General features: G+C 69.0%; 21 protein-coding genes. 8 read left to right on the top strand and 13 right to left on the bottom strand.

Going from position 1 to position 20,600, the window contains the following annotated elements; genetic code table 11:
• Nucleotides 1–19: 19 nt before the first annotated feature.
• Nucleotides 20–1,036 (top strand): TAXI family TRAP transporter solute-binding subunit, encoded by a 1,017-nt coding sequence (locus tag AC1C2R_RS06190; RefSeq protein WP_495351636.1) that lies wholly within the window; start codon nt 20–22, stop codon nt 1,034–1,036.
• 60 nt (nt 1,037–1,096) lie between these two features.
• Here AC1C2R_RS06190 and rlmC read toward each other — a convergent pair whose 3' ends face one another.
• The 8 genes from rlmC to AC1C2R_RS06150 all read right to left on the bottom strand — a co-directional run bounded on the left by rlmC (nt 1,097) and on the right by AC1C2R_RS06150 (nt 10,341).
• On the bottom strand, nt 1,097–2,221 hold the full coding sequence (gene rlmC, locus AC1C2R_RS06185) for a 23S rRNA (uracil(747)-C(5))-methyltransferase RlmC (protein ID WP_495379354.1): 1,125 nt from the start codon (nt 2,219–2,221) through the stop codon (nt 1,097–1,099).
• Nucleotides 2,222–2,298: 77 nt separating this feature from the next.
• Nucleotides 2,299–3,021 carry a response regulator gene (locus AC1C2R_RS06180; RefSeq protein WP_495379353.1) on the bottom strand — a complete coding sequence of 241 codons (723 nt, stop codon included), beginning with the start codon at nt 3,019–3,021 and terminating at the stop codon, nt 2,299–2,301.
• Nucleotides 3,018–5,510, bottom strand: coding sequence for an ATP-binding protein (locus tag AC1C2R_RS06175; RefSeq protein ID WP_495379352.1), 2,493 nt, complete (start codon nt 5,508–5,510; stop codon nt 3,018–3,020). Before AC1C2R_RS06175 ends, AC1C2R_RS06180 begins: the two co-directional genes overlap by 4 nt.
• Nucleotides 5,511–5,524: 14 nt before the next feature.
• A complete protein-coding gene (gene kdpC, locus AC1C2R_RS06170; protein WP_495379351.1) occupies nt 5,525–6,130 on the bottom strand; it encodes a potassium-transporting ATPase subunit KdpC in 606 nt (201 codons plus the stop codon).
• Nucleotides 6,131–6,238: 108 nt separating this feature from the next.
• Entirely contained in the window at nt 6,239–8,443 is a 2,205-nt protein-coding gene (kdpB, locus tag AC1C2R_RS06165) for a potassium-transporting ATPase subunit KdpB (RefSeq protein ID WP_495379350.1), read from the bottom strand.
• A 1-nt stretch (nt 8,444) separates the two neighbouring features.
• Nucleotides 8,445–10,118, bottom strand: coding sequence for a potassium-transporting ATPase subunit KdpA (gene kdpA, locus AC1C2R_RS06160; protein ID WP_495379349.1), 1,674 nt, complete (start codon nt 10,116–10,118; stop codon nt 8,445–8,447).
• Nucleotides 10,118–10,207 carry a potassium-transporting ATPase subunit F gene (locus AC1C2R_RS06155; protein ID WP_022891167.1) on the bottom strand — a complete coding sequence of 30 codons (90 nt, stop codon included), beginning with the start codon at nt 10,205–10,207 and terminating at the stop codon, nt 10,118–10,120. The genes kdpA and AC1C2R_RS06155 overlap by 1 nt, the downstream gene beginning before the upstream one ends.
• Nucleotides 10,204–10,341 carry a hypothetical protein gene (locus AC1C2R_RS06150; RefSeq protein ID WP_495379348.1) on the bottom strand — a complete coding sequence of 46 codons (138 nt, stop codon included), beginning with the start codon at nt 10,339–10,341 and terminating at the stop codon, nt 10,204–10,206. The genes AC1C2R_RS06155 and AC1C2R_RS06150 overlap by 4 nt, the downstream gene beginning before the upstream one ends.
• 231 nt (nt 10,342–10,572) lie before the next feature.
• On the opposite strand from AC1C2R_RS06150, the gene AC1C2R_RS06145 reads away from it, so the two are divergent.
• A complete protein-coding gene (locus AC1C2R_RS06145) occupies nt 10,573–10,992 on the top strand; it encodes a hypothetical protein (protein WP_495351628.1) in 420 nt (139 codons plus the stop codon).
• Between the two features lie 55 nt (nt 10,993–11,047).
• Here AC1C2R_RS06145 and AC1C2R_RS06140 read toward each other — a convergent pair whose 3' ends face one another.
• Both AC1C2R_RS06140 and AC1C2R_RS06135 read right to left on the bottom strand, forming a co-directional pair.
• Nucleotides 11,048–11,716, bottom strand: a complete 669-nt coding sequence (locus AC1C2R_RS06140) for a potassium channel family protein (RefSeq protein WP_495351627.1) — start codon at nt 11,714–11,716, stop codon at nt 11,048–11,050.
• Nucleotides 11,709–13,151: a TrkH family potassium uptake protein gene (locus tag AC1C2R_RS06135; RefSeq protein ID WP_495351626.1), complete on the bottom strand. Its 1,443-nt coding sequence runs from the start codon at nt 13,149–13,151 to the stop codon at nt 11,709–11,711. The genes AC1C2R_RS06140 and AC1C2R_RS06135 overlap by 8 nt, the downstream gene beginning before the upstream one ends.
• 72 nt (nt 13,152–13,223) lie before the next feature.
• Here AC1C2R_RS06135 and AC1C2R_RS06130 point away from each other — a divergent pair, with 72 nt between their 5' ends.
• Nucleotides 13,224–13,664 (top strand): ArsR/SmtB family transcription factor, encoded by a 441-nt coding sequence (locus AC1C2R_RS06130; protein ID WP_495351625.1) that lies wholly within the window; start codon nt 13,224–13,226, stop codon nt 13,662–13,664.
• Between the two features lie 56 nt (nt 13,665–13,720).
• On the opposite strand, the gene AC1C2R_RS06125 is transcribed toward AC1C2R_RS06130, so the two are convergent.
• Both AC1C2R_RS06125 and AC1C2R_RS06120 read right to left on the bottom strand, forming a co-directional pair.
• Entirely contained in the window at nt 13,721–14,206 is a 486-nt protein-coding gene (locus AC1C2R_RS06125; RefSeq protein ID WP_495379347.1) for an anthrone oxygenase family protein, read from the bottom strand.
• Nucleotides 14,207–14,257: 51 nt separating this feature from the next.
• Nucleotides 14,258–14,767: a GNAT family N-acetyltransferase gene (locus AC1C2R_RS06120; RefSeq protein WP_495379346.1), complete on the bottom strand. Its 510-nt coding sequence runs from the start codon at nt 14,765–14,767 to the stop codon at nt 14,258–14,260.
• A 118-nt stretch (nt 14,768–14,885) separates the two neighbouring features.
• Between AC1C2R_RS06120 and AC1C2R_RS06115 the strand changes: the two genes are divergently transcribed.
• From AC1C2R_RS06115 to AC1C2R_RS06095, 5 genes are all read left to right on the top strand, one after another.
• Complete coding sequence (locus tag AC1C2R_RS06115; protein ID WP_003792170.1) at nt 14,886–14,984, top strand: 30S ribosomal protein bS22; 99 nt, start codon at nt 14,886–14,888, stop codon at nt 14,982–14,984.
• Nucleotides 14,985–15,170: 186 nt separating this feature from the next.
• A complete protein-coding gene (locus AC1C2R_RS06110; protein WP_495379345.1) occupies nt 15,171–15,440 on the top strand; it encodes a glutaredoxin family protein in 270 nt (89 codons plus the stop codon).
• Nucleotides 15,441–15,511: 71 nt separating this feature from the next.
• Nucleotides 15,512–17,065, top strand: coding sequence for an FAD-dependent oxidoreductase (locus AC1C2R_RS06105; protein ID WP_495379344.1), 1,554 nt, complete (start codon nt 15,512–15,514; stop codon nt 17,063–17,065).
• A 171-nt stretch (nt 17,066–17,236) separates the two neighbouring features.
• Nucleotides 17,237–17,539 carry a hypothetical protein gene (locus AC1C2R_RS06100; RefSeq protein ID WP_495379343.1) on the top strand — a complete coding sequence of 101 codons (303 nt, stop codon included), beginning with the start codon at nt 17,237–17,239 and terminating at the stop codon, nt 17,537–17,539.
• Nucleotides 17,536–19,179, top strand: coding sequence for a SulP family inorganic anion transporter (locus tag AC1C2R_RS06095; RefSeq protein ID WP_495379342.1), 1,644 nt, complete (start codon nt 17,536–17,538; stop codon nt 19,177–19,179). The genes AC1C2R_RS06100 and AC1C2R_RS06095 overlap by 4 nt, the downstream gene beginning before the upstream one ends.
• A gap of 426 nt (nt 19,180–19,605) precedes the next feature.
• Here AC1C2R_RS06095 and AC1C2R_RS06090 read toward each other — a convergent pair whose 3' ends face one another.
• On the bottom strand, nt 19,606–20,526 hold the full coding sequence (locus AC1C2R_RS06090; protein ID WP_495379341.1) for a formylglycine-generating enzyme family protein: 921 nt from the start codon (nt 20,524–20,526) through the stop codon (nt 19,606–19,608).
• Nucleotides 20,527–20,600: the final 74 nt, after the last annotated feature.

Genomic DNA, 20,600 nt, shown 5'->3' with positions numbered 1-20,600 from the left:
CCAAGAGAGGAACACGCACATGACACTCCCCACTTCGAACAGAGGCAAGGTCGGCGCAGCGTTCGCGGTCATAGCCGCATCGGCGCTGCTGCTGACCGGGTGCGGCGGCCAGCAGCCGCAACAACCGGCCGCCGAGGGAAGCGGTGAGGCCTGCGTCGCCTCCCCCCAGCAACTGACCATCGCCACCGGCAACTCGACGGGCGTCTACTACGTGCTCGGCGGAGCAATCTCGGATGTGCTGAGCAGTGAAACCGAGCTGCGCGTCACCGCCGCCGAGACCGGGGCATCCGTGCAGAACATCGAGCAACTCGTGAGCGGCGACTACGACATCGCGTTCTCGCTGGCCGACACCGCTTCCGACGCGGTCAACGGCACCGGCTCGTTCAGCGAGCCGCAGCCCGTCGAAGCACTCGGCATGATCCACTCGAATTACACCCAGGTCATCGTGAGGCAGGACAGCGGCATCACGACCATCGCCGACATGGCCGGCAAGACGGTGTCGACCGGGTCGCCGAAGTCGGGCACCGAGGTGATCGCGCTCCGGCTGCTCGAGGCGGCCGGTCTCACGCCCGACACCGACGTCACCACGCAGCGACTCGACCTCGCGACGAGCGTCGACGGTCTGCGCAACGGCACGGTCGATGCGATCTTCTGGTCTGGCGGATTGCCGACTCCCAACATCACCGAGCTGTTCACTTCGGATGCCGGTGCGGTCGAGTTCATCGACATCACTCCCGAACTCACGGGACTGCAGGAGATCAGCCCCGTCTACCAGGAGGGCGCGATTCCCGCCGATACGTACGGCCTCGATGCGGATGTGCCGACGATCGTGGTGCCGAACGTGCTGCTCGTGCGCGACGACATGGACGACGCGACGGCGTGCAACATCACCGAGACGATCTGGAGCAACGTCGACAAGCTGGAACAGGTGCACGCGGCCGCGGCCGCGTTCGACCCCGAGGATGCGAAGCAGACCGACCCGATCTCGCTGCACCCGGGCGCAGCGCAGGCGCTGGAGGCCCTCACCGGCAAGTGACCCGCATGGGAGGGGCCCGGCCCGCATGGGTGGAGCCCGGCCCCTCCCATGCGCATCGGTTCAAGCGCGCTCGAGCAGCACCATCACCTCGAAGTGCGTCGTCTGCGGGAACATGTCGAACACCCGGCCGCGCACTGGGCGCAGCGACGGCATCGCCTCGAGGTCGCGCGCGAGCGAGGCGGCGTTGCAGCTCGAATACAGCACATGACGAACAGCGGATGCCTCGAGCCATCCGCTCAGCTCACGGCCGATGCCGCGCCGGGGCGGGTTCACGATCACGAGATCGGGTGGCGTCTCGGCGTCGAGCGCGAAGGCGGTGGCGTCGCCGGCTTCGAACCGCACACGTGAGAGCGCGGCATCCGTTCGGCTGAGCTCTGCGCTCGCGACGGCCTCGACGCTCGTCTCGATGCCGGTGACGGATGCCGCGGCATCCGCGATGTGCAGGGCGAAGCCGCCGACGCCGGAGTAGAGGTCCCAGGCCGAGTCGGGGGCGAGCCCGCGCACCCAGTCGCGTGCTTCGACGTAGAGCGCGGAGGCGATCTCGGTGTTCGTCTGGAAGAAGCTCTGCGGGCGCAGGTGCATCGTCACATCGTTCAGGCGCATGGGCAGGGTGCTTGCCTCGGTGAAGACGATCTCGTGCTCGCCCTCGAGCACCGCCTTGTGCTCGGGCAGTACGTTCGCGGTGACCACGCGGGCGTTCGGCAGCTCGGCGAGGAGCCACGGCAAATGCTTGCGGATGCGGCCGACCGGTTCCGTCGAGCGCACCACGAAGCGGATCATGAGCTCGCCGTCGGGCGACTCGGTGAGGATCAGATGCTTCAGCTCGCCCGTGCGCGTCGGCACGTCGTACGGTCTGAGGCCCGCGCGCGTGATGAACGCGGAGATCACGGGAAACGCGGCGCGATGACCGGGGGAGCAGATGCCGCACGCCTCGAGGTCGATGCCGTGGCCGTCGGCATCGAGGATGCCGATCGTCGGAGCCGCCGTCGTGCCGGCGATCACCATCTTCGCCTTGTTGCGGTAGCCCGCCTCGGTGCTTGCGACGGGCGGCAGCCAGTCGAGGCCGTCGTGCGCGGCGAGCAGGTCTTCGGCGTGACGCTGCTTGCCCGCGAGCTGCGCCGAATAGGGCTGCCCCATGAGCGAGCACGAGGTGCAGCGCCCGGCGTCGAAGTAGGTGCAGTCCACGGGGTCCAGCGTAGGCGGGACTCGAGACGCGGAATCGCTGTGGTTCGCCGGCGGGGTCTCGATACGCTCCTTCGTCGCTACTCGACCAACGGAACAGGCTCGGCCGGGGCCGCCCCAGGCTCGAAGCGATAGCCCATGCCGGGCTCTGTGAGGAAGAAGCGCGGCTCCGACGGTGTCGGCTCGAGCTTGCGACGCAGCTGAGCGACATAGAGGCGCAAGTAGCCGGCGTCGTTCGCGTGGAACGGTCCCCATACCTCGCTCAGCAGCATCTGCCTGGTGAGCAGCTTGCCCGGGTTCTTGAGGAACAGCTCGAGCAGGCGCCACTCAGTCGGTGTGAGGCGCACGGATGTCGCGTGCCCCGAGGCATCCGTCGCCCTGATGGTCTTCGCGGCGAGGTCGACGGTGAGTGCCCCGATGGTGAACGCCGCGGCATCCGCTTCGCCGGTGGTCGACCGGGCTCGAGCACGGATGCGGGCGAGGAGCTCGTCCATGGCGAACGGCTTCGTCACGTAGTCGTCGGCGCCGGCATCGAGCGCGTCGACCTTCTCGGCCGAATCGGTGCGGCCCGAGAGCACGAGGATCGGTACCTTCGACCACGCGCGCACGGCGCGGATCACGTCGATGCCATCGACTTTCGGCATGCCGAGATCGAGGAGGATGAGGTCGGGGTGGGCGTTCGCGGCGAGATCGATCGCCTCTGCGCCGTCGCGCGCGGCGATCACGTCGTAGCCGCGGGCGGCGAGTGTGATGCGCAGCGCCCGTTGCAACTGATCGTCGTCGTCGGCGAGGAGGATCCTCATCGCGCCTCCTCGGTGGTCGGGGCCGACGGCAGGGTGACGACCATGGTGAGGCCGCCGCCGGGGGTGTCGTCGACTTCCAGTGTGCCGTCCATTCCCTCGACGAATCCCTTCGACAGGGCGAGTCCGAGCCCGAGGCCCGTGTCGTTGTCGGTGTCGCCGAGTCGTTGGAAGGGCGTGAAGACCTCGTCGCGGCGTTCGGCCGGGATGCCCGGTCCGCGGTCGACGACCCGCAGTTCGGTGCGGCCCTGGAAGGAGCTCGCGGCGAGGCGCACCCGTTCGCCGGCCGGACTGTGCCGTACGGCGTTCGCGAGCAGGTTCACGACGACCCGTTGCAGCAGCACCCCATCGGCGAGCACCGGTTCGAGCCCGTCGGCGAGGTCGAGTTCGACCTCGCCGGGGCCGAGTGCGAGCTCATCGAGCGCCGGGAAGACGACGTCGGCGACCTCGGTCGGGGCGAGGGTCACCGCGAGCGCGCCGGCCTGCACCCGGCTCACGTCGAGCAGGTTCGTGACGAGCTCGGCGAGGGCCTCGAGGCTTTCGCCCGCGGTCGCGAGCAGCTCGTCGCGCTCGGCAGCCGGCAACTCGACCTCCCTCGACCGCAGCGCGCTCACCGCGGCCGACGCCGACGTAAGCGGGCGCCGCAGGTCGTGGCCGACCGCGGCGAGGAGCGCCGAGCGCACCTTGTCGGTCTCGGCGAGCGCCGTTGCCGCCGACGCCGCAGAAGACAGTGCGCCGTGCTCGATCGCGGCGTCGATCTGCGAGGCGATGACCTGCAGCAGGCGGCGTTCGGATGCCTCGAGGTCCTGGCCGTGCAGTTCGAGCACGCCGCGCGTGCCGACCGGCACGTTCGTGACCCGGTCGTCGCGGGCCGGCTCGCCATCGGCGACGCGGCTCTCGCCGTCGATGAGCAGGCGCACCCCGGTGAGGCCGAACGCCTCGCGGGTGCGCGTGACCATGGCCTGCAGCGCATCCTCACCGCGCAGCACGCTGCCGGCGATGGACGCGAGGAGCTGCGATTCGGCTGCGGCGCGCCGAGCGATGCGCGTGCGTCTCGCCGCCTGATCGACGACGTAGCTCACCAGCAGCGCGTTCGCGACGTAGAAGAGCAGGGCGAGCAGTTGGCGAGGGTCGGCGATCGTGAGGGTGAAGCGGGGCTCGACGAACAGCACGTTCAGGGTGATTCCCGACAGCACCGCGGCGAAGAGGCCCGGCCAGATGCCGCCGATGAGTGCGACGACGATGACGAGCAGCTGATAGGCGAGCACATCGCTCGTGATCGACGTCTCGGTGTGGAATGTCGCGAGCAGCCAGCTGAGCAGCGGGCCGGCGACGAGGGCGACGGCGAAGCCGACGAGCAGGCGCGTGCGGCTGAGGGCGCCGCCGAGCTTCGGCAGCGAGATGCCCGAGCCGGCCGCTGCGTGGGTGACGATGTGCACGTCGATGTCGCCCGACTCGCGGATGACGGTCGCACCGATGCCGGGACTCGAGAATGCGGCGGCGAGCCGGGAACGACGGCTGACGCCGATCACCAGCTGCGTGGCATCCGCTGCTCTCGCGAACTCGACGAGCGCCCGTGGCACGTCTTCGCCGACGACCTGGTGGAAGGTGCCGCCGAGCTGTTCCACGAGCGAGCGCTGGGCATCGAGGGTGCCAGGATGCCGCGCCCGCATGCCGTCGGGATTCGTGACGTGCACGGCGATGAGCTCGCCACCGGAGGAACGCGAAGCGATGCGCGCGCCGCGCCGCAGGAGCGTCTCGCCCTCGGGACCGCCGGTGAGGGCGACGACGACGCGCTCACGCGCCTCCCACTTGCGGTCGATGCCGTGCTCGGCTCGGTAGGCCTTGAGCGCCGAGTCGACCTCGTCGGCGAGCCACAGCAGGGCGAGCTCCCGTAGCGCCGTGAGGTTGCCGAGCCGGAAGTAGTTCGAAAGTGCGGCGTCGATGCGCTCGGCGGGGTAGACGAGCCCGCCCGAGAGACGGTCGCGGAGTGCCTGCGGCGCGAGGTCGACGACCTCGATCTGGTCGGCGCTGCGCAGCACCCGGTCGGGGATCGTCTCGCGCTGCGGCACGCCGGTGATCTGCAGCACGACGTCGCCGAGCGATTCGATGTGCTGCGTGTTCACCGTCGAGATGACGTCGATGCCGGCGTCGAGCAGCTCATCGACGTCTTGCCAGCGTTTCGCGTGGCGCGAGCCGGGGGCGTTGGTGTGTGCGAGCTCATCGACGAGGGCGATCTGGGGCTTCCTCGCGAGCACGGCGTCGAGGTCCATCTCGGTGAGGGCCATGCCGCGGTGCGTCACGGTGTGGCGGGGGACGACCTCGAGCCCCTCGACCATCGAGGCCGTCGCGCGGCGCCCGTGGGTCTCCACGAACGCCACGACGACGTCGTTGCCCTCGGCGGCGAGACGCTTGCCCTCTTCGAGCATCGTGTAGGTCTTGCCGACGCCGGGAGCGGCGCCGAGGAGCACTCGCAACCGCCCCCGTCTCATGCGTTCAGCCCTCCTCAGCCGAGCTCGGCGAGCGCGAGGTTCAGCTGCAGCACGTTCACGGTCGGCTCGCCCAGATAACCGAGGTCCCGTGCCTGAATCCTAGACTCCACGAGCGCCTCGACGTCGGCTTCGGCGAGGTCGCGCTCCGCGGCCACGCGCGCCACCTGGAGGCGGGCGTACTCCGGGCTGATGTGCGGGTCGAGACCCGAGGCCGAGGCGGTCACCGCGTCGGCAGGGACATCCGCTTCGGAGACTCCGTTGAACGCGGCGATCTGGGCTTTTCGGTCGCCGATCGCGGCGATCAGGTCGGCGTTCTCGGGTCCCCAGTTGCTGCCGCTCGAGGCGCCGCCGTCGTAGCCGTCGCCTGCGGCCGACGGACGCGACTGGAACCATTCGGGCAGCGGCTCGCCGTCGGCATCCGTGAACGACTGGCCGATCAGGCTCGAGCCGACGACTTCGCCGTCGGTCGTGACCTGCGAGCCGTTCGCCTGTGCCGGCAGTACGAGCTGGCCGATGCCGGTGACGACGAGCGTGTACGCGACGCCGAGCACGGCGGTGAAGATGAGCATCGCGCGAACCGCCACCCAGTGGGTGCGGACCGTGGTGCGAGTGGAGCTCATGGTGTTGGTTTCCTTTCGAAGTTCTCGCTGGTCGAGTAGGCCCGCCAGAGCCGTATCGAGACCGAGTGCCAGGCCTCGATACGCTCGCTACTCGACCAGCGGGTGGGTTCAGAACCCGGGGATGAGGCTGACGACGAGGTCGATCAGCTTGATGCCGATGAAGGGGGCGATGATGCCGCCGAGGCCGTAGATCAGGAGGTTGCGGCTCAGGATCGCGGAGGCTCCGCCCGGCTTGTACTTCACGCCGCGCAGCGCGAGTGGGATGAGCACCACGATCACGAGCGCATTGAAGATGATCGCCGACAGGATCGCCGAGGCGGGGGAGTGCAGCTGCATGATGTTCAGCACCGCGAGCCCCGGGAAGATCCCGGCGAACATCGCCGGGATGATCGCGAAGTACTTCGCGATGTCGTTGGCGATCGAGAACGTCGTGAGTGCGCCGCGGGTGATGAGCAATTGCTTGCCGATGCGCACGATCTCGATGAGCTTCGTCGGATCGGAGTCGAGATCGACCATGTTGCCGGCCTCTTTCGCGGCCGACGTGCCCGTGTTCATCGCCACGCCGACGTCGGCCTGCGCGAGCGCCGGGGCGTCGTTCGTGCCGTCACCGGTCATCGCGACGAGGTTGCCGCCCGCCTGCTCGCGCTTGATGAGCGCCATCTTGTCTTCGGGCGTGGCCTCGGCGAGGTAGTCGTCGACGCCGGCCTCGGCAGCGATGGCCTTCGCAGTGAGCGGGTTGTCGCCCGTGATCATCACGGTGCGGATGCCCATCGCACGGAGCTCGGCGAACCGTTCGGTGAGCCCGTCTTTCACGATGTCCTTGAGGTGCACGACGCCGAGCAGGCGCGCCTCGCCCGAGCTGTCCTTCGCGGCGACGACGAGCGGGGTGCCGCCGCCGTTCGAGATCACCTCGACGCGCTGCTCCAGTTCATCGAGCGTCGACGACTCGATGCGACCGGATGCCTCGACCCACGCGATGACCGCGGAACCGGCGCCCTTGCGAATGCTCGATCCGTCGGGAAGATCCAGCCCGGACATGCGGGTCTGCGCGGTGAACGGCACGACCTCGCCTTCAGGGGCGGTAGTGAAGCGGATGCCCCGTTCCGCCGCGAGCTCGACGATCGAGGCGCCCTCGGGCGTCGGGTCGGCGAGGGACGACAGTGCTGCTGACTGCTCCAGCTCGGTGATGTCGACGCCCGGCATCGGCACGAACTCGCTCGCACGACGGTTGCCGTACGTGATGGTGCCGGTCTTGTCCAGCAGGAGCGTCGTCACGTCGCCGGCCGCTTCGACGGCACGGCCCGACATCGCGAGCACGTTGCGTTGCACGAGCCGGTCCATGCCGGCGATGCCGATCGCCGAGAGCAATGCGCCGATCGTCGTCGGAATCAGGCACACGAGGAGGGCGACGAGCACCGGGATCGAGGCCGTGGTCGCCGCGTACGAGGCGATCGGGTTGAGCGTGAGCGTGACGATCACGAAGATGATCGACAGGCTCGCGAGCAAGATATTCAACGCGATCTCGTTCGGCGTCTTCTGGCGTGATGCGCCCTCGACGAGCGCGATCATTCGGTCGACGAACGTCTCACCCGGCTTCGAGGTGATGCGCACGACGATGCGGTCCGAGAGCACTCGCGTGCCGCCCGTGACGGCCGAGCGGTCGCCGCCCGATTCGCGAACGACCGGCGCCGACTCGCCCGTGATGGCGGACTCGTCGACGGAAGCGATGCCCCAGACGATGTCGCCGTCGCCCGGCACGAGCTGCCCGGCGGTCACGACGACAACGTCGCCGAGCTTCAGGTCGGCCGAGGAGACCTCGGTGACCGGGGTGCGTTCGGCTGCGGCCGCCGGATCGAGTAGGCGCGCCAGCGCCGTTTCGAGATCATCCGTCGCCTCGTCGTAGTTCGTGATGAGGTGGGCGGTCGTCGACGTGCGGGTCTGCCGCAGGGTGTCGGCCTGCGCCTTGCCGCGGCCCTCGGCCACCGACTCCGCGAGGTTCGCGAAGAGCACGGTGAGCCAGAGCCACACGGCGATGCCCCAGGTGAAGGTGAGCGGTACGGCGGTGCCGCCCGAGGATCCCGGCCCGCCGAGCAGCGGCTCGGCGATCGCGAGCACCGTGGTGAGCACGGCGCCGATCTCGACGATGAACATGACGGGGTTGCGCCACATGAGCCGAGGGTCGAGCTTCTTGAACGCTCCGGGCAGGGCCTGCGCGATCTGGGCGGGGCCGAAGGCGCCGGTTGCGCGTTTCGAGGGTGAACCCATCGGACGCGGGGTGTGCCCGGTCTCGGGTTGTTCGGTGATGGTGGACATTTCAGTTCAGCCCTTCGGCCAGGGGACCCAGCGTGAGAACGGGGAAGAAGGTGAGGGCGGTCACGATGACCGTCACACCGACCAGGAGGCCGACGAACTGCGGCCGGTGGGTGGGGAGGGTGCCGGCGGTCGCGGGTACTTTGTCCTGCGCCGCGAGGGATCCGGCGAGGGCGAGCACGAACACGATCGGGATGAACCGGCCGAGCAGCATCGCGACACCGAGCGCCGTGTTGAACCAGGGCGTGTTCGCCGTGAGTCCGGCGAAGGCCGAGCCGTTGTTGTTCGACGCGCTCGTGAAGGCGTAGAGCACTTCGCTCATGCCGTGGATGCCCGGGTTCCAGATCGACGTCGCTTCGACGTCGGCCCGGATCGCGGGGATCGCGAACGAGAGCGCGGTACCCACGAGCACGAGCGTCGGCGTGACGAGGATGTAGAGGCTCGCGAGCTTGATCTCGCGCGGCCCGATCTTCTTGCCGAGGTACTCGGGCGTGCGACCCACCAACAGGCCCGCGACGAACACCGTGATGACCGCGAGCACGAGCATGCCGTAGAGACCCGAACCGACGCCGCCGGGAGCGACCTCGCCGAGCATCATGTTGAGCATCGGCATCATGCCGCCGATCGCGGTGAACGAGTCGTGCATCGAGTTGACGGCGCCCGTCGAGGTGAGCGTCGAGGTCGAGCCGAACAGGGTCGAGCCGAAGATGCCGAAACGCGCTTCCTTGCCCTCGAGCGCACCGCCGGCGAGCTCGGGGGCGGTGCCGTTGCCGCCCGCCTCGAGCGCGCTGAGCGCCACGAGCGAGACGACGAAGAGCGTCGCCATGACGGCGAGGATCGCGTAACCCTGCTTGTTCGAGCCGACCATCCTGCCGAAGGTGCGCGGCAGGGCGAAGGGGATCGCGAGCATGAGCACGTTCTGGAAGAGGCTCGTCCACGCGGTGGGGTTCTCGAACGGGTGCGCGGAGTTCACGTTGAAGAAGCCGCCGCCGTTCGTGCCGAGCAGCTTGATGACCTCTTGCGAGGCGACGGGGCCGCCCGGGATCTTCTGCGAGTTGCCGGCGAGCGTCGTGATCTCGGTGAAGCCGTTGAAGTTCGCCGCGACGCCGCCGATGAGGAGCACGATCGCGCCGATCACCGAGAGCGGGAGCAGCAGTCGGAACGAACCGCGGAACAGGTCGACCCAGAAGTTGCCGATCGTGCCCGAGCCGCGGCGGGCGAAGCCGCGCACGAGGGCGATGGCGACGGCGATGCCGACGGCGGCCGACACGAAGTTCTGCACCGCGAGGCCAGCGAGCTGCACGGTGTAGCCCATCGTGAGTTCGGGGGAGTACGACTGCCAGTTCGTGTTCGCCACGAACGACGCCGCGGTGTTGAACGACAGGCCCTCGGGAACGGCCGGCAGGCCGAGCGAGTACGGCAGCACGGTCTGGGCGCGCTGCAGCACGTAGACGAACAACAGGCCGATGACCGAGAACGCGAGCACGGCGCGCAGGTAGGCGGGCCACGACTGCTCGGCGCGAGGGTCCACGCCGATGAGGCGGTAGAGGCCGCGTTCGATCTTCCAATCGCGGTCGCTCGAGTAGAGGCGAGCCATGTAGTCGCCGAGGGGGCGATAGATGAGCGCGAGGATCAGGGCGAGGGTGGCCGCCTGCAGCACGGCGAACAGCACGCCCATCAGAACCGCTCAGGTTTCACGAGGGCGTACACGAGGTACACCACAGCGGCGACACCCAACGCGGCAGCGAGGAGTTCGAAGAAGATCACAGCTTCTCGACCCCTCTGGCGATGAGGCCGACGAGTACGAACACGGCGATGATGCCGAGAATGTAGACGACGTCGAGCACGAAGACTCCAGTTTCGGGAGGCCGCGGGCCACAAGCGCGGCGAGCGGGCAGCATTTTCGCTGCACTTGCGATGCAACACCCGGGCGGATGCCCCGGCGCTGATCCTCACGAGTCCCTAACGGGTCGTCCGTCGATCCGAATGCGGCGCTCACGGCCCCGGCCGGTAGCGCACGTTCACGGCGGCGGTCGGGTCACTCGTCACCACCGAAGGACTGAGCGAAGGCCCTCGGCGCGGCGCGAGCCCGCACGCGCTCGTCGGCGCCCGGCGGGCGCTACGTTTGCCTCATGGATGCGGCGGACACCATCTCGGTCATCAGCGAGGTGATCGGATGGTTCGCGCTCGCCGCAGGGCTCGTGTGCCTGCTGCTGGCGCTGCTCATCCGACTGGCCGACGGTCGTTGGATTCGCACCGAGGCCGTCGTCATCGACAGTGACGGCGACGACAGGAACGGCGGCGAGGTCGGCAGTGTCGTGCGGTGGTTCACCGACGACGGCTTCCAGTCGCGGATGCTCAGCGCAGAGGAGCGGGCGCACGTGACCCGCCCAGAGGAGGAGCCGGCCTACTACAAGGAGCGGGAGCCGTATCGGCTGCGACTCCACGAGCCGCCGACGGGTCGCCGGGTGCTCCGCATCGTCGGCATCGTGCTCATCGGCATCGCCGTGCTCGCGGCGGTCATCGGCCTCGTGCTGATGTTCGTCGGCTGACGAGCGGCCGCCGCAGGCGGCATCCGCTCGACTCGACGCTGACGAGGCCCGCGGGTCACTCGAGCGCGGCGAACCGCTCGATGTCGCCCTCGGTACCCGACACGATGATGAGGTCGTGGTTGGAGACCACGGTGTTCTCGGTCGCGTAGGTGAAGGGCTTGCCGGGGCTCTTCACACCCACGACGGTCACGCGGTATTTCGACCGCACTCCCGACTCGGTGAGGTTCTTGCCGCGGATCGGTTTCGGCGGGTACATCTTCACGAGGGCGAAGTCGTCGTCGAACTCGATGAAGTCGAGCATGCGCCCGCTCACGAGGTGCGCTGTGCGCTCGCCGGCCTCGCGCTCGGGGTAGATCACGTGGTTCGCGCCGATGCGCTGCAGGATCTTTCCGTGCGAGGCCGAGATCGCCTTCGCCCAGATCTGCGGGATCTTCAGGTCGACCAGGTTGGCGGTGATGAGCACGGATGCCTCGATCGACGAGCCGACCGCGCAGACCGCGATCGAGAAGTCCTGCGCGCCGATCTGCTTCAGTGCATCGATCGACCTCGCATCGGCGACGACGGCGTGCGTGACCCGCTCCGACCACTTCTGCACGAGCGCTTCGCTCTCGTCGACGGCGAGCACCTCGCGGCCGAGCCGGTCGAGCTGGCCGGCGGTGGCTGCGCCGAAACGGCCGAGGCCGATCACGAGCACCGGGGCGTCGTGCCTGATTCGATCAACCAACGATGGGCCTCTCTTCCGGACGCTTGAACAATTGCCGGCGCTGGCTCGCCGCCAGGGCCGCGGCGAGTGTCACTGTACCAACCCGCCCCATGAACATCGTGGCCGCCATGACGTAAACGCCCTCTGGCGGCAGTTCGGCCGTGAGGCCGGTCGACAGGCCGCACGTGGCGAACGCCGAGATGACGTCGAAGAGCACATAGTCGAACGGCTGCTTCGTGATCTGCAGGATCGCGATCGAGGAGACGGCCACGATCGTCGCACCCCAGAGCACGACACTGACCGACAGCCGCAGCATGTCGCGTGGGATGCGCCGGCCGAACGCCTCCATCGAGGGCGCGCCTCTCGCTTCGGCGAATGCGGCGAGGAAGAGCACGGCGAGCGTCGTGACCTTGATGCCGCCGGCGGTCGACGCCGATCCGCCACCGATGAACATGAGCATGTCGGAGACGAGCAGGCTCGACCCGTTGAGGTCGTGCATGTTGATCGTCGAGAAGCCGCCCGATCTCGTCATCATCGACATGAAGAACGATTGGAAGACCGTCGGTCCGGCGTCGAGCTGCCCGTAGGTCTTGGGATTGCCGTACTCGAGCAGCAGGAACATCGCTGCGCCCAGCACGAAGAGGATCGTGGTCGTCGTGAGGGTGAGCTTGACGTGCACGCTCCAGCGATGCGGATGCCGCCAGGCCCGGGCCAGCGCGAAGATCACGGGGAAGCCGAGGCTGCCGAGGAAGACGCCCAGCATCAGAAGCGATTGGAACCAGTAGTCGCCGATGAGCGGCTCGAGACCGCCGGGGTTCGGGTTGAAGCCCGTGTTCGTGAACGCCATGGCCGAGTAGTAGAAGCTGTACCAGAACGAGTGCCAGGCGTCGTAGCCCGCAGCGAGCATGCTCGGGATCATGCCGATCGCGATCGTCACCTCGATGACGAGGGCGCTGATGGCGACCGTCGCGAGCAGCCCGCCGACCTCGCCGAGGCGTACGGCCTGCCGTTCGGAGACCGGGCCGACGTGGATGCGCGAGGGGTTCGAGTCGCTCGCGGCGATGAGCTTGGCCCGGAGGCCCAGCCGCCGGGAGATGACGAGGCCGAGGATCGACGCGAGGGTCAGTACGCCGACGCCGCCGATGTTGACGCCGATGAACACGAGTGCGTTGCCGAACGGCGACCAGTGGGTGGCCATGTCGACGGTCGCGAGGCCCGTGACGCAGATGACCGACACCGCGGTGAACACGGCATCGTGCAACGGCGTGATCTGGCGGTCGGCGCTCGCGATCGGGAGCGAGAACAACACGGTGAACACGACGATGAGTGCGGCGAAGATGAGAATCGCGAATCGCGACGGGGAGTGCTTCATGAGCCCGTCGACCGCGTCGCGTACTTTGCCGAGCGAGGACCGGCGGTCGACACGACCAAGACGACTCATCGGCTGTGCGCGCATCGAGCCCCCTCTGTGCCGTCACCGAACGCGTGAGTCATGGTACTCCCCGCCGTGAGTGACTAGCCTTGGGGCATGGCGGACATCTTCGACGTGGTGGCGGACTCGACGCGGCGCGACATCCTCGCCGTTCTCCTCGAGCGTGAAGGCGCGGTGCCATCTTCGGGCGGCGAGATCAGTGTGTCCGAGATCGTGACCGCGCTCGGCGCGAGTCAGCCGACGGTCTCCAAGCACCTGAAGGTGCTGCGCGAGTCGGGTCTCGTGGCGGTGCGCGAAGAGGGTCAGCACCGGTACTACAAGCTCGACCGCACGCCGCTCGAGGCACTCGAAGACTGGCTGATTCCATTCGTGTCGACGGATGCCGCGGCTGACGCTGCCACGCTCGCGGGCGTTGGGGCGCACGATGATGTTCCGCTGAACACCGAGCAGTTCGCGTTCGCGGCCGCCATCGGCAAGGCGTTCGCCGAGACCGCTCACCAGGTCACCGCGGTCGTCGGACCGAAGAAACGCCGGTAGCGAGCCCGAGGGGCTCGATACTCTCGCTGCGCTCGCTGCTCGACCAGCGTGGCCGCTCATCCGGCGAGGGTGAGGGCCAGCACGAACGCGAGGCTTGCGGCCGTCGAGGTGAGCGTGCGCACGTGATTCCACGCGAGCCACCCCGGGCGAAAGGCCTGCCATGCCGCCGCGAGCGCCGCGGCATCCGCGTCGGATGGCGCAGCAAGCCGATTGTTGCGCGGCACGTTCGCGCCGCCAGTGACGCCCACGACGCCGACGAGGTAGAGCGCAGCGCCCGCGACCGACCACCACGTGGCGCCCTCGGGCTCGCCGAGGAAGGCGAGCACGGCGAGCACCGCGACGACGAGGGCGGTGCCGAAGATCGCGAGCATGAGCGGGGCCCGCACCGCGGTCACGTTGATCTCCCGCATGGCCCGTGCGGCATCCGCAGCGGGCAGGCGGCCGATGCCTCGCGTGACGAACCCTGAGAACGCGAAGAAGACGCCGGCGACGAGCCCGGTGCCGACGATCGCGACGATGAGCAAGATGTCGACGAAGTCCATGCCGTCAGTCTGCCGTAATGGGCTTCGGCAGGCTGAACCTGCAGGTCGGCATCATCGCAGCGGCTTGATCATCTCGAGCTCGAGACCGCCGGGGTCCAGATCGTATTCGCGGCTGCGGCCTGTGTGAGTGAACCCGAGCTTCTCGTAGAACCGGATCGCCCGGGGGTTGTCTTCGTGCACCTCGAGCCGAAGGGTGTCGCCGAAGCCGCGCGCCCAGTCCTCGACGGCGTCGAGCAGCCGGCGTGAGACGCCCGCGGCGTCGCCCCGGTAGTCGGCAGCGACGTACACACCGACGAGCAACGGACCCGACGTGGCATCCGGAATATAACCGCCCATGTGCCCGATCCAGCGCTCGCCGTCGATCGCGACGATCGAGGTCTGGCCCGCCGTCGTGCCGCGCGCGCCGCGAAGCCGCCAGAGCGATTCCTCGACGTCGAGGGCGGCCGCGAGGGTCTCGCCGTAGGCCAACGGGTAGTCCCGCAGCATCTCGAGACGCAGCGCCCGCACGGCCTGCCAGTCGGATTCCCGGGTGGTGCGAATGACGATGTCGTGGTGCGGCATCCCTCGACGGTAACTCATCGGGCGAGGGCGACCGCGCGAATCCGGTAGACTACCCCGAGGCTTTCTGGCCACCGGCCGCGGCACGCGCGACCGACTTGATCTTTTCTGTGAGGTTCTGATGGGTTCCGTCATCAAGAAGCGCCGCAAGCGCATGGCGAAGAAGAAGCACCGCAAACTGCTTCGCAAGACGCGTCACCAGCGTCGCAACAAGAAGTAGTCCTTCGCACTACAGGCTGAGCGTCAGGCCCTAGGCCTGGCGCTTTTCGCTGTACCCGGGCGGCGCCACGACCTTTCGGCGGGTCACGGCCGATACAGAAGGTCGTGCGAGCGCAAAAGGTCGTGGTGATCGTGCAGATCACGGCGGCACGGCGACGACGTCTCGAGACCCGCATACGATCGAAGCATGGCTCGCGACATCCGACTCACCCTCATCGGCAAGCCCGGCTGCCACCTCTGCGACGACGCACGAGGAGTCGTGCAGGGCGTGATGGCCGAGATCGAGACAGTGGATGCCGCGCCGCGGATCGACCTCGATGAGCTCTCGATCCTCGACGACGAGGGCCTGCGGGCTCAGTACGCCGAGGACATCCCCGTGCTGCTCATCGACGGCGTCGTGCACAACTACTGGCGCATCGACCCGGTGCAATTGAAGACGGCGCTGCTCGCCGACTGAATCGCCCTACCGTCATTCGGGGATCAGTCAAGCCCGTTGCGGGGCCACCCCACCCGGACTTGACTGGCGGCATGACCTCCTCTTACTGGAAGGCCGCGGCATACGCAGGCGCAGACGCAGAGCCGACGGCGCTCACCGCCGGTCGGTCGATCCCGGCCGGGACCGTCGACGTGGCGGTCGTCGGCGCCGGCATCACGGGCCTCTCGACCGCGCTCATGCTCCAGCGCGCGGGCCGAACCGTGGTGGTCGTCGAGGCGACGGAGGTCGCGGCGCTCGCATCGGGTGCCAACACGGGCAAGGCCAGCGTGCTGCAGGGCGCGAGGCTGCAGCGCATCCGCCGTTCGCACTCGGCGAAGGTCACGCGGGCGTACGTCGAGGCGAACCTCGACGGGCAGGCTTGGATCGCCGAATTCGTCGGAGAACGTGACCTGCCGTTCGCCACCGAACCGGCGTACAGCTATGCGCAGTCGGAGCGTGGTCTGAAGACGGTGCTCGCCGAGTTCGATGCGGCGCGCGAAGCCGGGCTGCCGGTCGAGATGATCGAACGGATGCCGGTGCAGTTCCCGTTCGCCGGGGCGGTCGCCCTCGAGGGGCAGCTCGCCTTGGACCCGTACCAGCTCGTGCTCGAGCTGGCTCGCGCGTTCGTCGAGGCCGGAGGCGTGCTCATGACCGGTGTGCGGGTGCGTGACGTGCACGCGTCGGATCCCGTCGTGCTCGAGACCGACGACGGCGCGCTGCGGGCACGCGACGTCGTCGTCGCCACCGCGACGCCCATCCTCGACCGAGGACTCTACTTCGCCAAGACGCGGCACTCGCGCTCGTACATCGCCTCGTTCCGCGTCGGGGATCCGCCGCCGCCCGGGCTCTTCCTCTCCGTCGATGCGCCGACACGCTCGGTGCGAACAGCGCCGACGCATCCGGAGTCCGGCGCCGCGGGGCTGCAGCTCATCGTCAGCGGCAACGAGCACCCGGTCGGGCGCGTCGAGTCGGCGGCCGCACGTGTCGACGATCTGGTGCAGTGGACGCAGCGCCACTTCCCCGGTGCCGAGCTCACCCACCGCTGGTCGGCGCAGGACTACGAATCGCTGAATCTCATTCCCTTCGCCGGGTGGATGCCTCGCGGTCGCGGTCGCGTCTGGCTCGCGACGGGGTACGCGAAGTGGGGCCTGACGAACGGCGTGGCTGCTGCGCTGCGCATCTCCGCCGAGATCCTCGGCGAGCCGTGGCGCGAGCAGCGGCCGTGGATTCGCACGCTCGGCACCCGGCCGACCATGCCCGCTGATCTCGGGCGGGGGATCTTGGAGAACGCGAAGGTCGCGCGCGAACTCGCCGCCGGATGGGTGCATGCGGAGGCGCATGCGACACCGGTGCGGCGGCCGCCCGAAGGCGCGGGGGTCGTGGCCTCGCGCGGCGGGGTGCCCGTCGGGGTGTCGACGGTCGATGGGCAGACGTGCGCGGTACGGGCCATCTGCACGCACCTCGGCGGCGTCGTGCAGTGGAACGACGCCGAGCACACGTGGGACTGCCCCTTGCACGGCTCGCGCTTCGAGGCATCCGGCGGGCTCATCGAGGGACCGGCCACTCGGGACCTGCGTTCGACCGTGCGGCCCGGCGGCCAGCTCTGACCGTCGGGAATCCGCATGGCGCCGACGGTTCGCCGTCTCGCCATTGTCTTGTCGCGCCCGCTGTGACACGGTGGAGGCGAAGCAGTCGGGGGAGGACGGCTTCTGAGCGGGAAGGGTGATCGAGGGGGCATTCGCTGCTCGCCGTCGCCCGGCCAAACGGAGGGGCTGTCTGTGAGCAAGAAGTCCGATGTGCAGCGTTCGTCACTGCCGACTCCCGACCTGGCCTGCACGGGCGGAGGCGCGGGCACGTACGACGCGACCGACCCCGACCCCCACTACCCGCCGATCGAACGCCTGCTCCCGCCCGAGGGCGGCCGCAACCATCAGACGGTCGGCATGGGCGGCATCACCGAGATCGCCACGAGTGCGCGCGGCTGCAGTTCACTGCTCGCCGCGGCATCCGATCATGACTTCACGGTCGTGAGCGTGAAGCGCGACTGGTCGACGGTCTTCGCCGAGCCGGCCGGCGGATGACCCGAGCGACCGCGACCGCGACCGCGGCCCGTCGGCGATGGTGGTTCCCCACGCTGCAGGGTTATCAGCGAGGATGGCTCGGGGCCGACGTTCTCGCGGGGCTCTCCGCCGGAGCCGTCGTCATCCCGCAGGCGATGGCGTACGCGACGATCGCGAACCTGCCCGTGCAGGTCGGGCTCTACTCATGCATGGTGCCGCTGTTCGTCTACGCGATGCTCGGCGGTTCACGGGCGATGAGCGTGTCGACGACGTCGACGATTGCGACGCTGTCTGCCACGACGCTCGTCTCGGCCGGCGTGGCCGCGGGCTCCAACGACCCCGTGCCCGATCTCATGGCGCTGACGCTGCTCGTCGGCGTCATCCTCCTGATCGCCCGGCTCTTCAAGCTCGGCTCCCTCGTCGAGAACATCTCGAAGGCGACGATCGTCGGCATCCAGATCGGCGTCGGGGCGACCGTCGCCGCCGGGCAATTGCCGAAACTGCTCGGTGAGACGACGGATGTCTCGGCGCACGGGTTCATCAGTTCGCTCATCGCCGTCGGCGAATCGGTCGGCGCGGCGAACGGGCCGACGATCGCATTGTCGCTCGGGTCGATCGCGACCCTGCTGCTGTTGAAGCGGTTCGCACCGCGGGTGCCGGGGCCGCTCATCGTGGTTGCAGCGGGCATCCTCCTCATGGCGTTCACCGGTCTTCACGACGCCGGGGTCGAACGCATCGCGACGGTCCCGCAGGGGTTTCCGGCACCAGAGTTGCCATCGTTCGCGAACCTCGGTGCGCTGCTGCCGGGTGCATTGGGCATCGCCGTCATGGCGTTCCTCGAGTCCGCGGCGGTCGCCCGAACCATCCGCAAGCCCGGCGAAGCGCAGGTCGACAGCAACCAGGAGCTCTTCGCAACCGGCGCGGCCAACACCATCGGCTCCTTCTTCCAGGTGCTGCCCGCCGCCGGCGGCTTCTCGCAGAGCGCGGTCAACCAAGGCGCGGGGGCGAAGAGCCAGCTCTCCTCGATCGTGACGGTGCTGCTCGCGCTGCTCGTCGCCCTGTTCCTCGCACCCGTGTTGAGCCTCTTACCGCAGGCGACGCTCGCGGCGATCGTGTTCGTCGCCGTGGCCGGGCTCATCGACATCCGATCGCTCGTGCGCTTCTGGCGCATCAGTCGAGCCGACTTCTGGATCGCGGTGTCGACCGCCGTCGTCGGGCTCACCGCGGGGCTGCTCATCGCGGTCGCGGTCGGCGTCGTCGCGACCCTCACGGTGGTGCTGCGCGAACTCAACAAGCTGCGCGTCGACGTCGAGGATCCGGTCGATGGGGTGCTGCCCGTGCGACTCATGGGCCCTCTGTACACGGCGAACGTGCTCGCGAACGAGAACGCGGTGCTCGCCGCGGTGGCTGATCGCGAAGGGATCCGCGTCGTCGCCCTCGAACTCGCACGACTCGTGATCGTCTCGATCACGGTGCTCGACACCCTCGCCGACCTCGAGCGTGAGCTCGCCGACCAAGGGGTGGAGCTCAGGGTCGCGGCCGTGCCTGAGGCCGCGGCCGACCTCGCGCGGCGCGGGGATTGGTTCGCGAACCTCGAGCGCGAGGGCCGCGCCTATCCGACGCTCGACGACGCGGTCGCCGGAAGGCACCAGATCGGCTGAGCGCAGCGCTCGCGCGCGCGTGTTCGCCCATTCCCGTGCCCGCCCGCATGCCGGTCCGCCCGGATGACCGCCCGCATGCCCCTGCCCGCATGCCGGTCCGCCCGGATGACCGCCCGCATGCCCCTGCCCGCCGGCCCGCCTGCAAGTGTTGTCGCTGATTCGGTATGACAGTTCCCGGGCGTCTCAAGGGGTCAGCGCAACTCTGCTTTGCGGCGGGTTCGAGAGTGGCCGTTCGAGGGCTTCTCGCGGGGGCAAGCCCGCTCAGTTCGAAGGCGCAGCGGGTCCCCGTCATGGCTGGCTCAGCAGTGTCGCGGGCGCGCGGAACCCGCGCAGGTCAGCTCAGCCTGCGCCGCGCGCGCAGCGGGTCCCCGGTGATGGCTGGCTCAGCCTGCGTCGCGGGCGCAGCACGTCCCGGTGATGGCTGGCTCAGCCTGCGTCGCGGGCGCAGCGGAACCCGATGTGGGTCGTCGCCGTGTCGTCGGCCTGGGGCGAGCGGGCCGACGGGCGGTAGCGCAGGCAGTAGTCGGGCGAGCACAGGTGCGAGCCGCCCTTGAGCACCCGGCGCGGGATGCGGGAGCCCGGTTCGGCTGATGCCGCGGCGAGCAGGTTGGGGCGCCGTTCGGCGTCGACCGCCTCGACGCCGGGCCGGTTGTGGCGGGCGGTGTAGAAGTCGGTGGTCCATTCCCACACGTTGCCGGTCACGTCGAAGAGGCCGTACCCGTTCGCCGGGAACGTCATCACGGGAGAGGTGCCCGCCCAGCCCTCGGCGCCGGTGTTGCGGTACGGGAACGAGCCCTGCCAGCGGTTGACCATGAGCTTGCCGTCGGGGAACTCCTCGTCGCCCCACGCGAACCGCGAACCCTCGAGTCCGCCGCGGGCGGCGAACTCGAACTCGGCCTCGGACGGCAGGCGCTTGCCGGCCCATTCCGCGTACGCCGAGGCATCCGCGAAGCTCACCTGCACGACCGGGTGGGCGGGCCGGTCGTCGACGGATGACTCGGAGCCGAACGGATGACGCCAGCTCGCGCCCTCACCCCACCGCCACCACTGCCGCCAGTCGCGCAGGTCGACCGGCCCATCGGTCGGCGTGAAGACGAGCCCCCCGGGCACGAGGTCGGCCGCGTCGACACCCGGGAAGTCGGCCGGGTCGAGCGGGCGCTCGGCGACCGTGATGTAGCCAGTGGCCTCGACGAACTCGGCGAACTGCCCGTTCGTGACGGGGTGCAGCTCGATCTCGAACGGGCCGACCGTGCGGTCGTGCACGGGACCCTCGTCGGCGTAGAACTCCGCGGAACCCATGCGGAACGTGCCGCCGTCGATGCGGACCATGGCTGTCGTCTCGACCATGCCCCGAGCCTACGACTCGCGTCGGCCCGGCGCCGAGCTGACTGCCTGGCATACGTCATGTCGCGTGAACTGTC

It is taken from the genome of Agromyces sp. Y182, assembly GCF_059445385.1.
Note: the sequence above shows the minus strand (reverse complement) of the source record. Positions and strands in the feature narration are given on the sequence as shown.

Coding starts and splice junctions, on each gene's coding strand:
- AC1C2R_RS06130 (WP_495351625.1), top strand. CDS start 13,224: ATGGCGGACATCTTCGACGTGGTGGCGGACTCGACGCGGCGCGACATC.
- AC1C2R_RS06180 (WP_495379353.1), bottom strand. CDS start 3,021: ATGAGGATCCTCCTCGCCGACGACGACGATCAGTTGCAACGGGCGCTG.
- kdpB (WP_495379350.1), bottom strand. CDS start 8,443: ATGTCCACCATCACCGAACAACCCGAGACCGGGCACACCCCGCGTCCG.
- AC1C2R_RS06150 (WP_495379348.1), bottom strand. CDS start 10,341: ATGCTGCCCGCTCGCCGCGCTTGTGGCCCGCGGCCTCCCGAAACTGGA.
- kdpA (WP_495379349.1), bottom strand. CDS start 10,118: ATGGGCGTGCTGTTCGCCGTGCTGCAGGCGGCCACCCTCGCCCTGATC.
- AC1C2R_RS06135 (WP_495351626.1), bottom strand. CDS start 13,151: ATGCGCGCACAGCCGATGAGTCGTCTTGGTCGTGTCGACCGCCGGTCC.
- AC1C2R_RS06105 (WP_495379344.1), top strand. CDS start 15,512: ATGACCTCCTCTTACTGGAAGGCCGCGGCATACGCAGGCGCAGACGCA.
- AC1C2R_RS06175 (WP_495379352.1), bottom strand. CDS start 5,510: ATGAGACGGGGGCGGTTGCGAGTGCTCCTCGGCGCCGCTCCCGGCGTC.
- AC1C2R_RS06090 (WP_495379341.1), bottom strand. CDS start 20,526: ATGGTCGAGACGACAGCCATGGTCCGCATCGACGGCGGCACGTTCCGC.
- kdpC (WP_495379351.1), bottom strand. CDS start 6,130: ATGAGCTCCACTCGCACCACGGTCCGCACCCACTGGGTGGCGGTTCGC.
- AC1C2R_RS06095 (WP_495379342.1), top strand. CDS start 17,536: ATGACCCGAGCGACCGCGACCGCGACCGCGGCCCGTCGGCGATGGTGG.
- AC1C2R_RS06110 (WP_495379345.1), top strand. CDS start 15,171: ATGGCTCGCGACATCCGACTCACCCTCATCGGCAAGCCCGGCTGCCAC.
- AC1C2R_RS06145 (WP_495351628.1), top strand. CDS start 10,573: ATGGATGCGGCGGACACCATCTCGGTCATCAGCGAGGTGATCGGATGG.
- AC1C2R_RS06115 (WP_003792170.1), top strand. CDS start 14,886: ATGGGTTCCGTCATCAAGAAGCGCCGCAAGCGCATGGCGAAGAAGAAG.
- AC1C2R_RS06125 (WP_495379347.1), bottom strand. CDS start 14,206: ATGGACTTCGTCGACATCTTGCTCATCGTCGCGATCGTCGGCACCGGG.
- AC1C2R_RS06190 (WP_495351636.1), top strand. CDS start 20: ATGACACTCCCCACTTCGAACAGAGGCAAGGTCGGCGCAGCGTTCGCG.
- AC1C2R_RS06120 (WP_495379346.1), bottom strand. CDS start 14,767: ATGCCGCACCACGACATCGTCATTCGCACCACCCGGGAATCCGACTGG.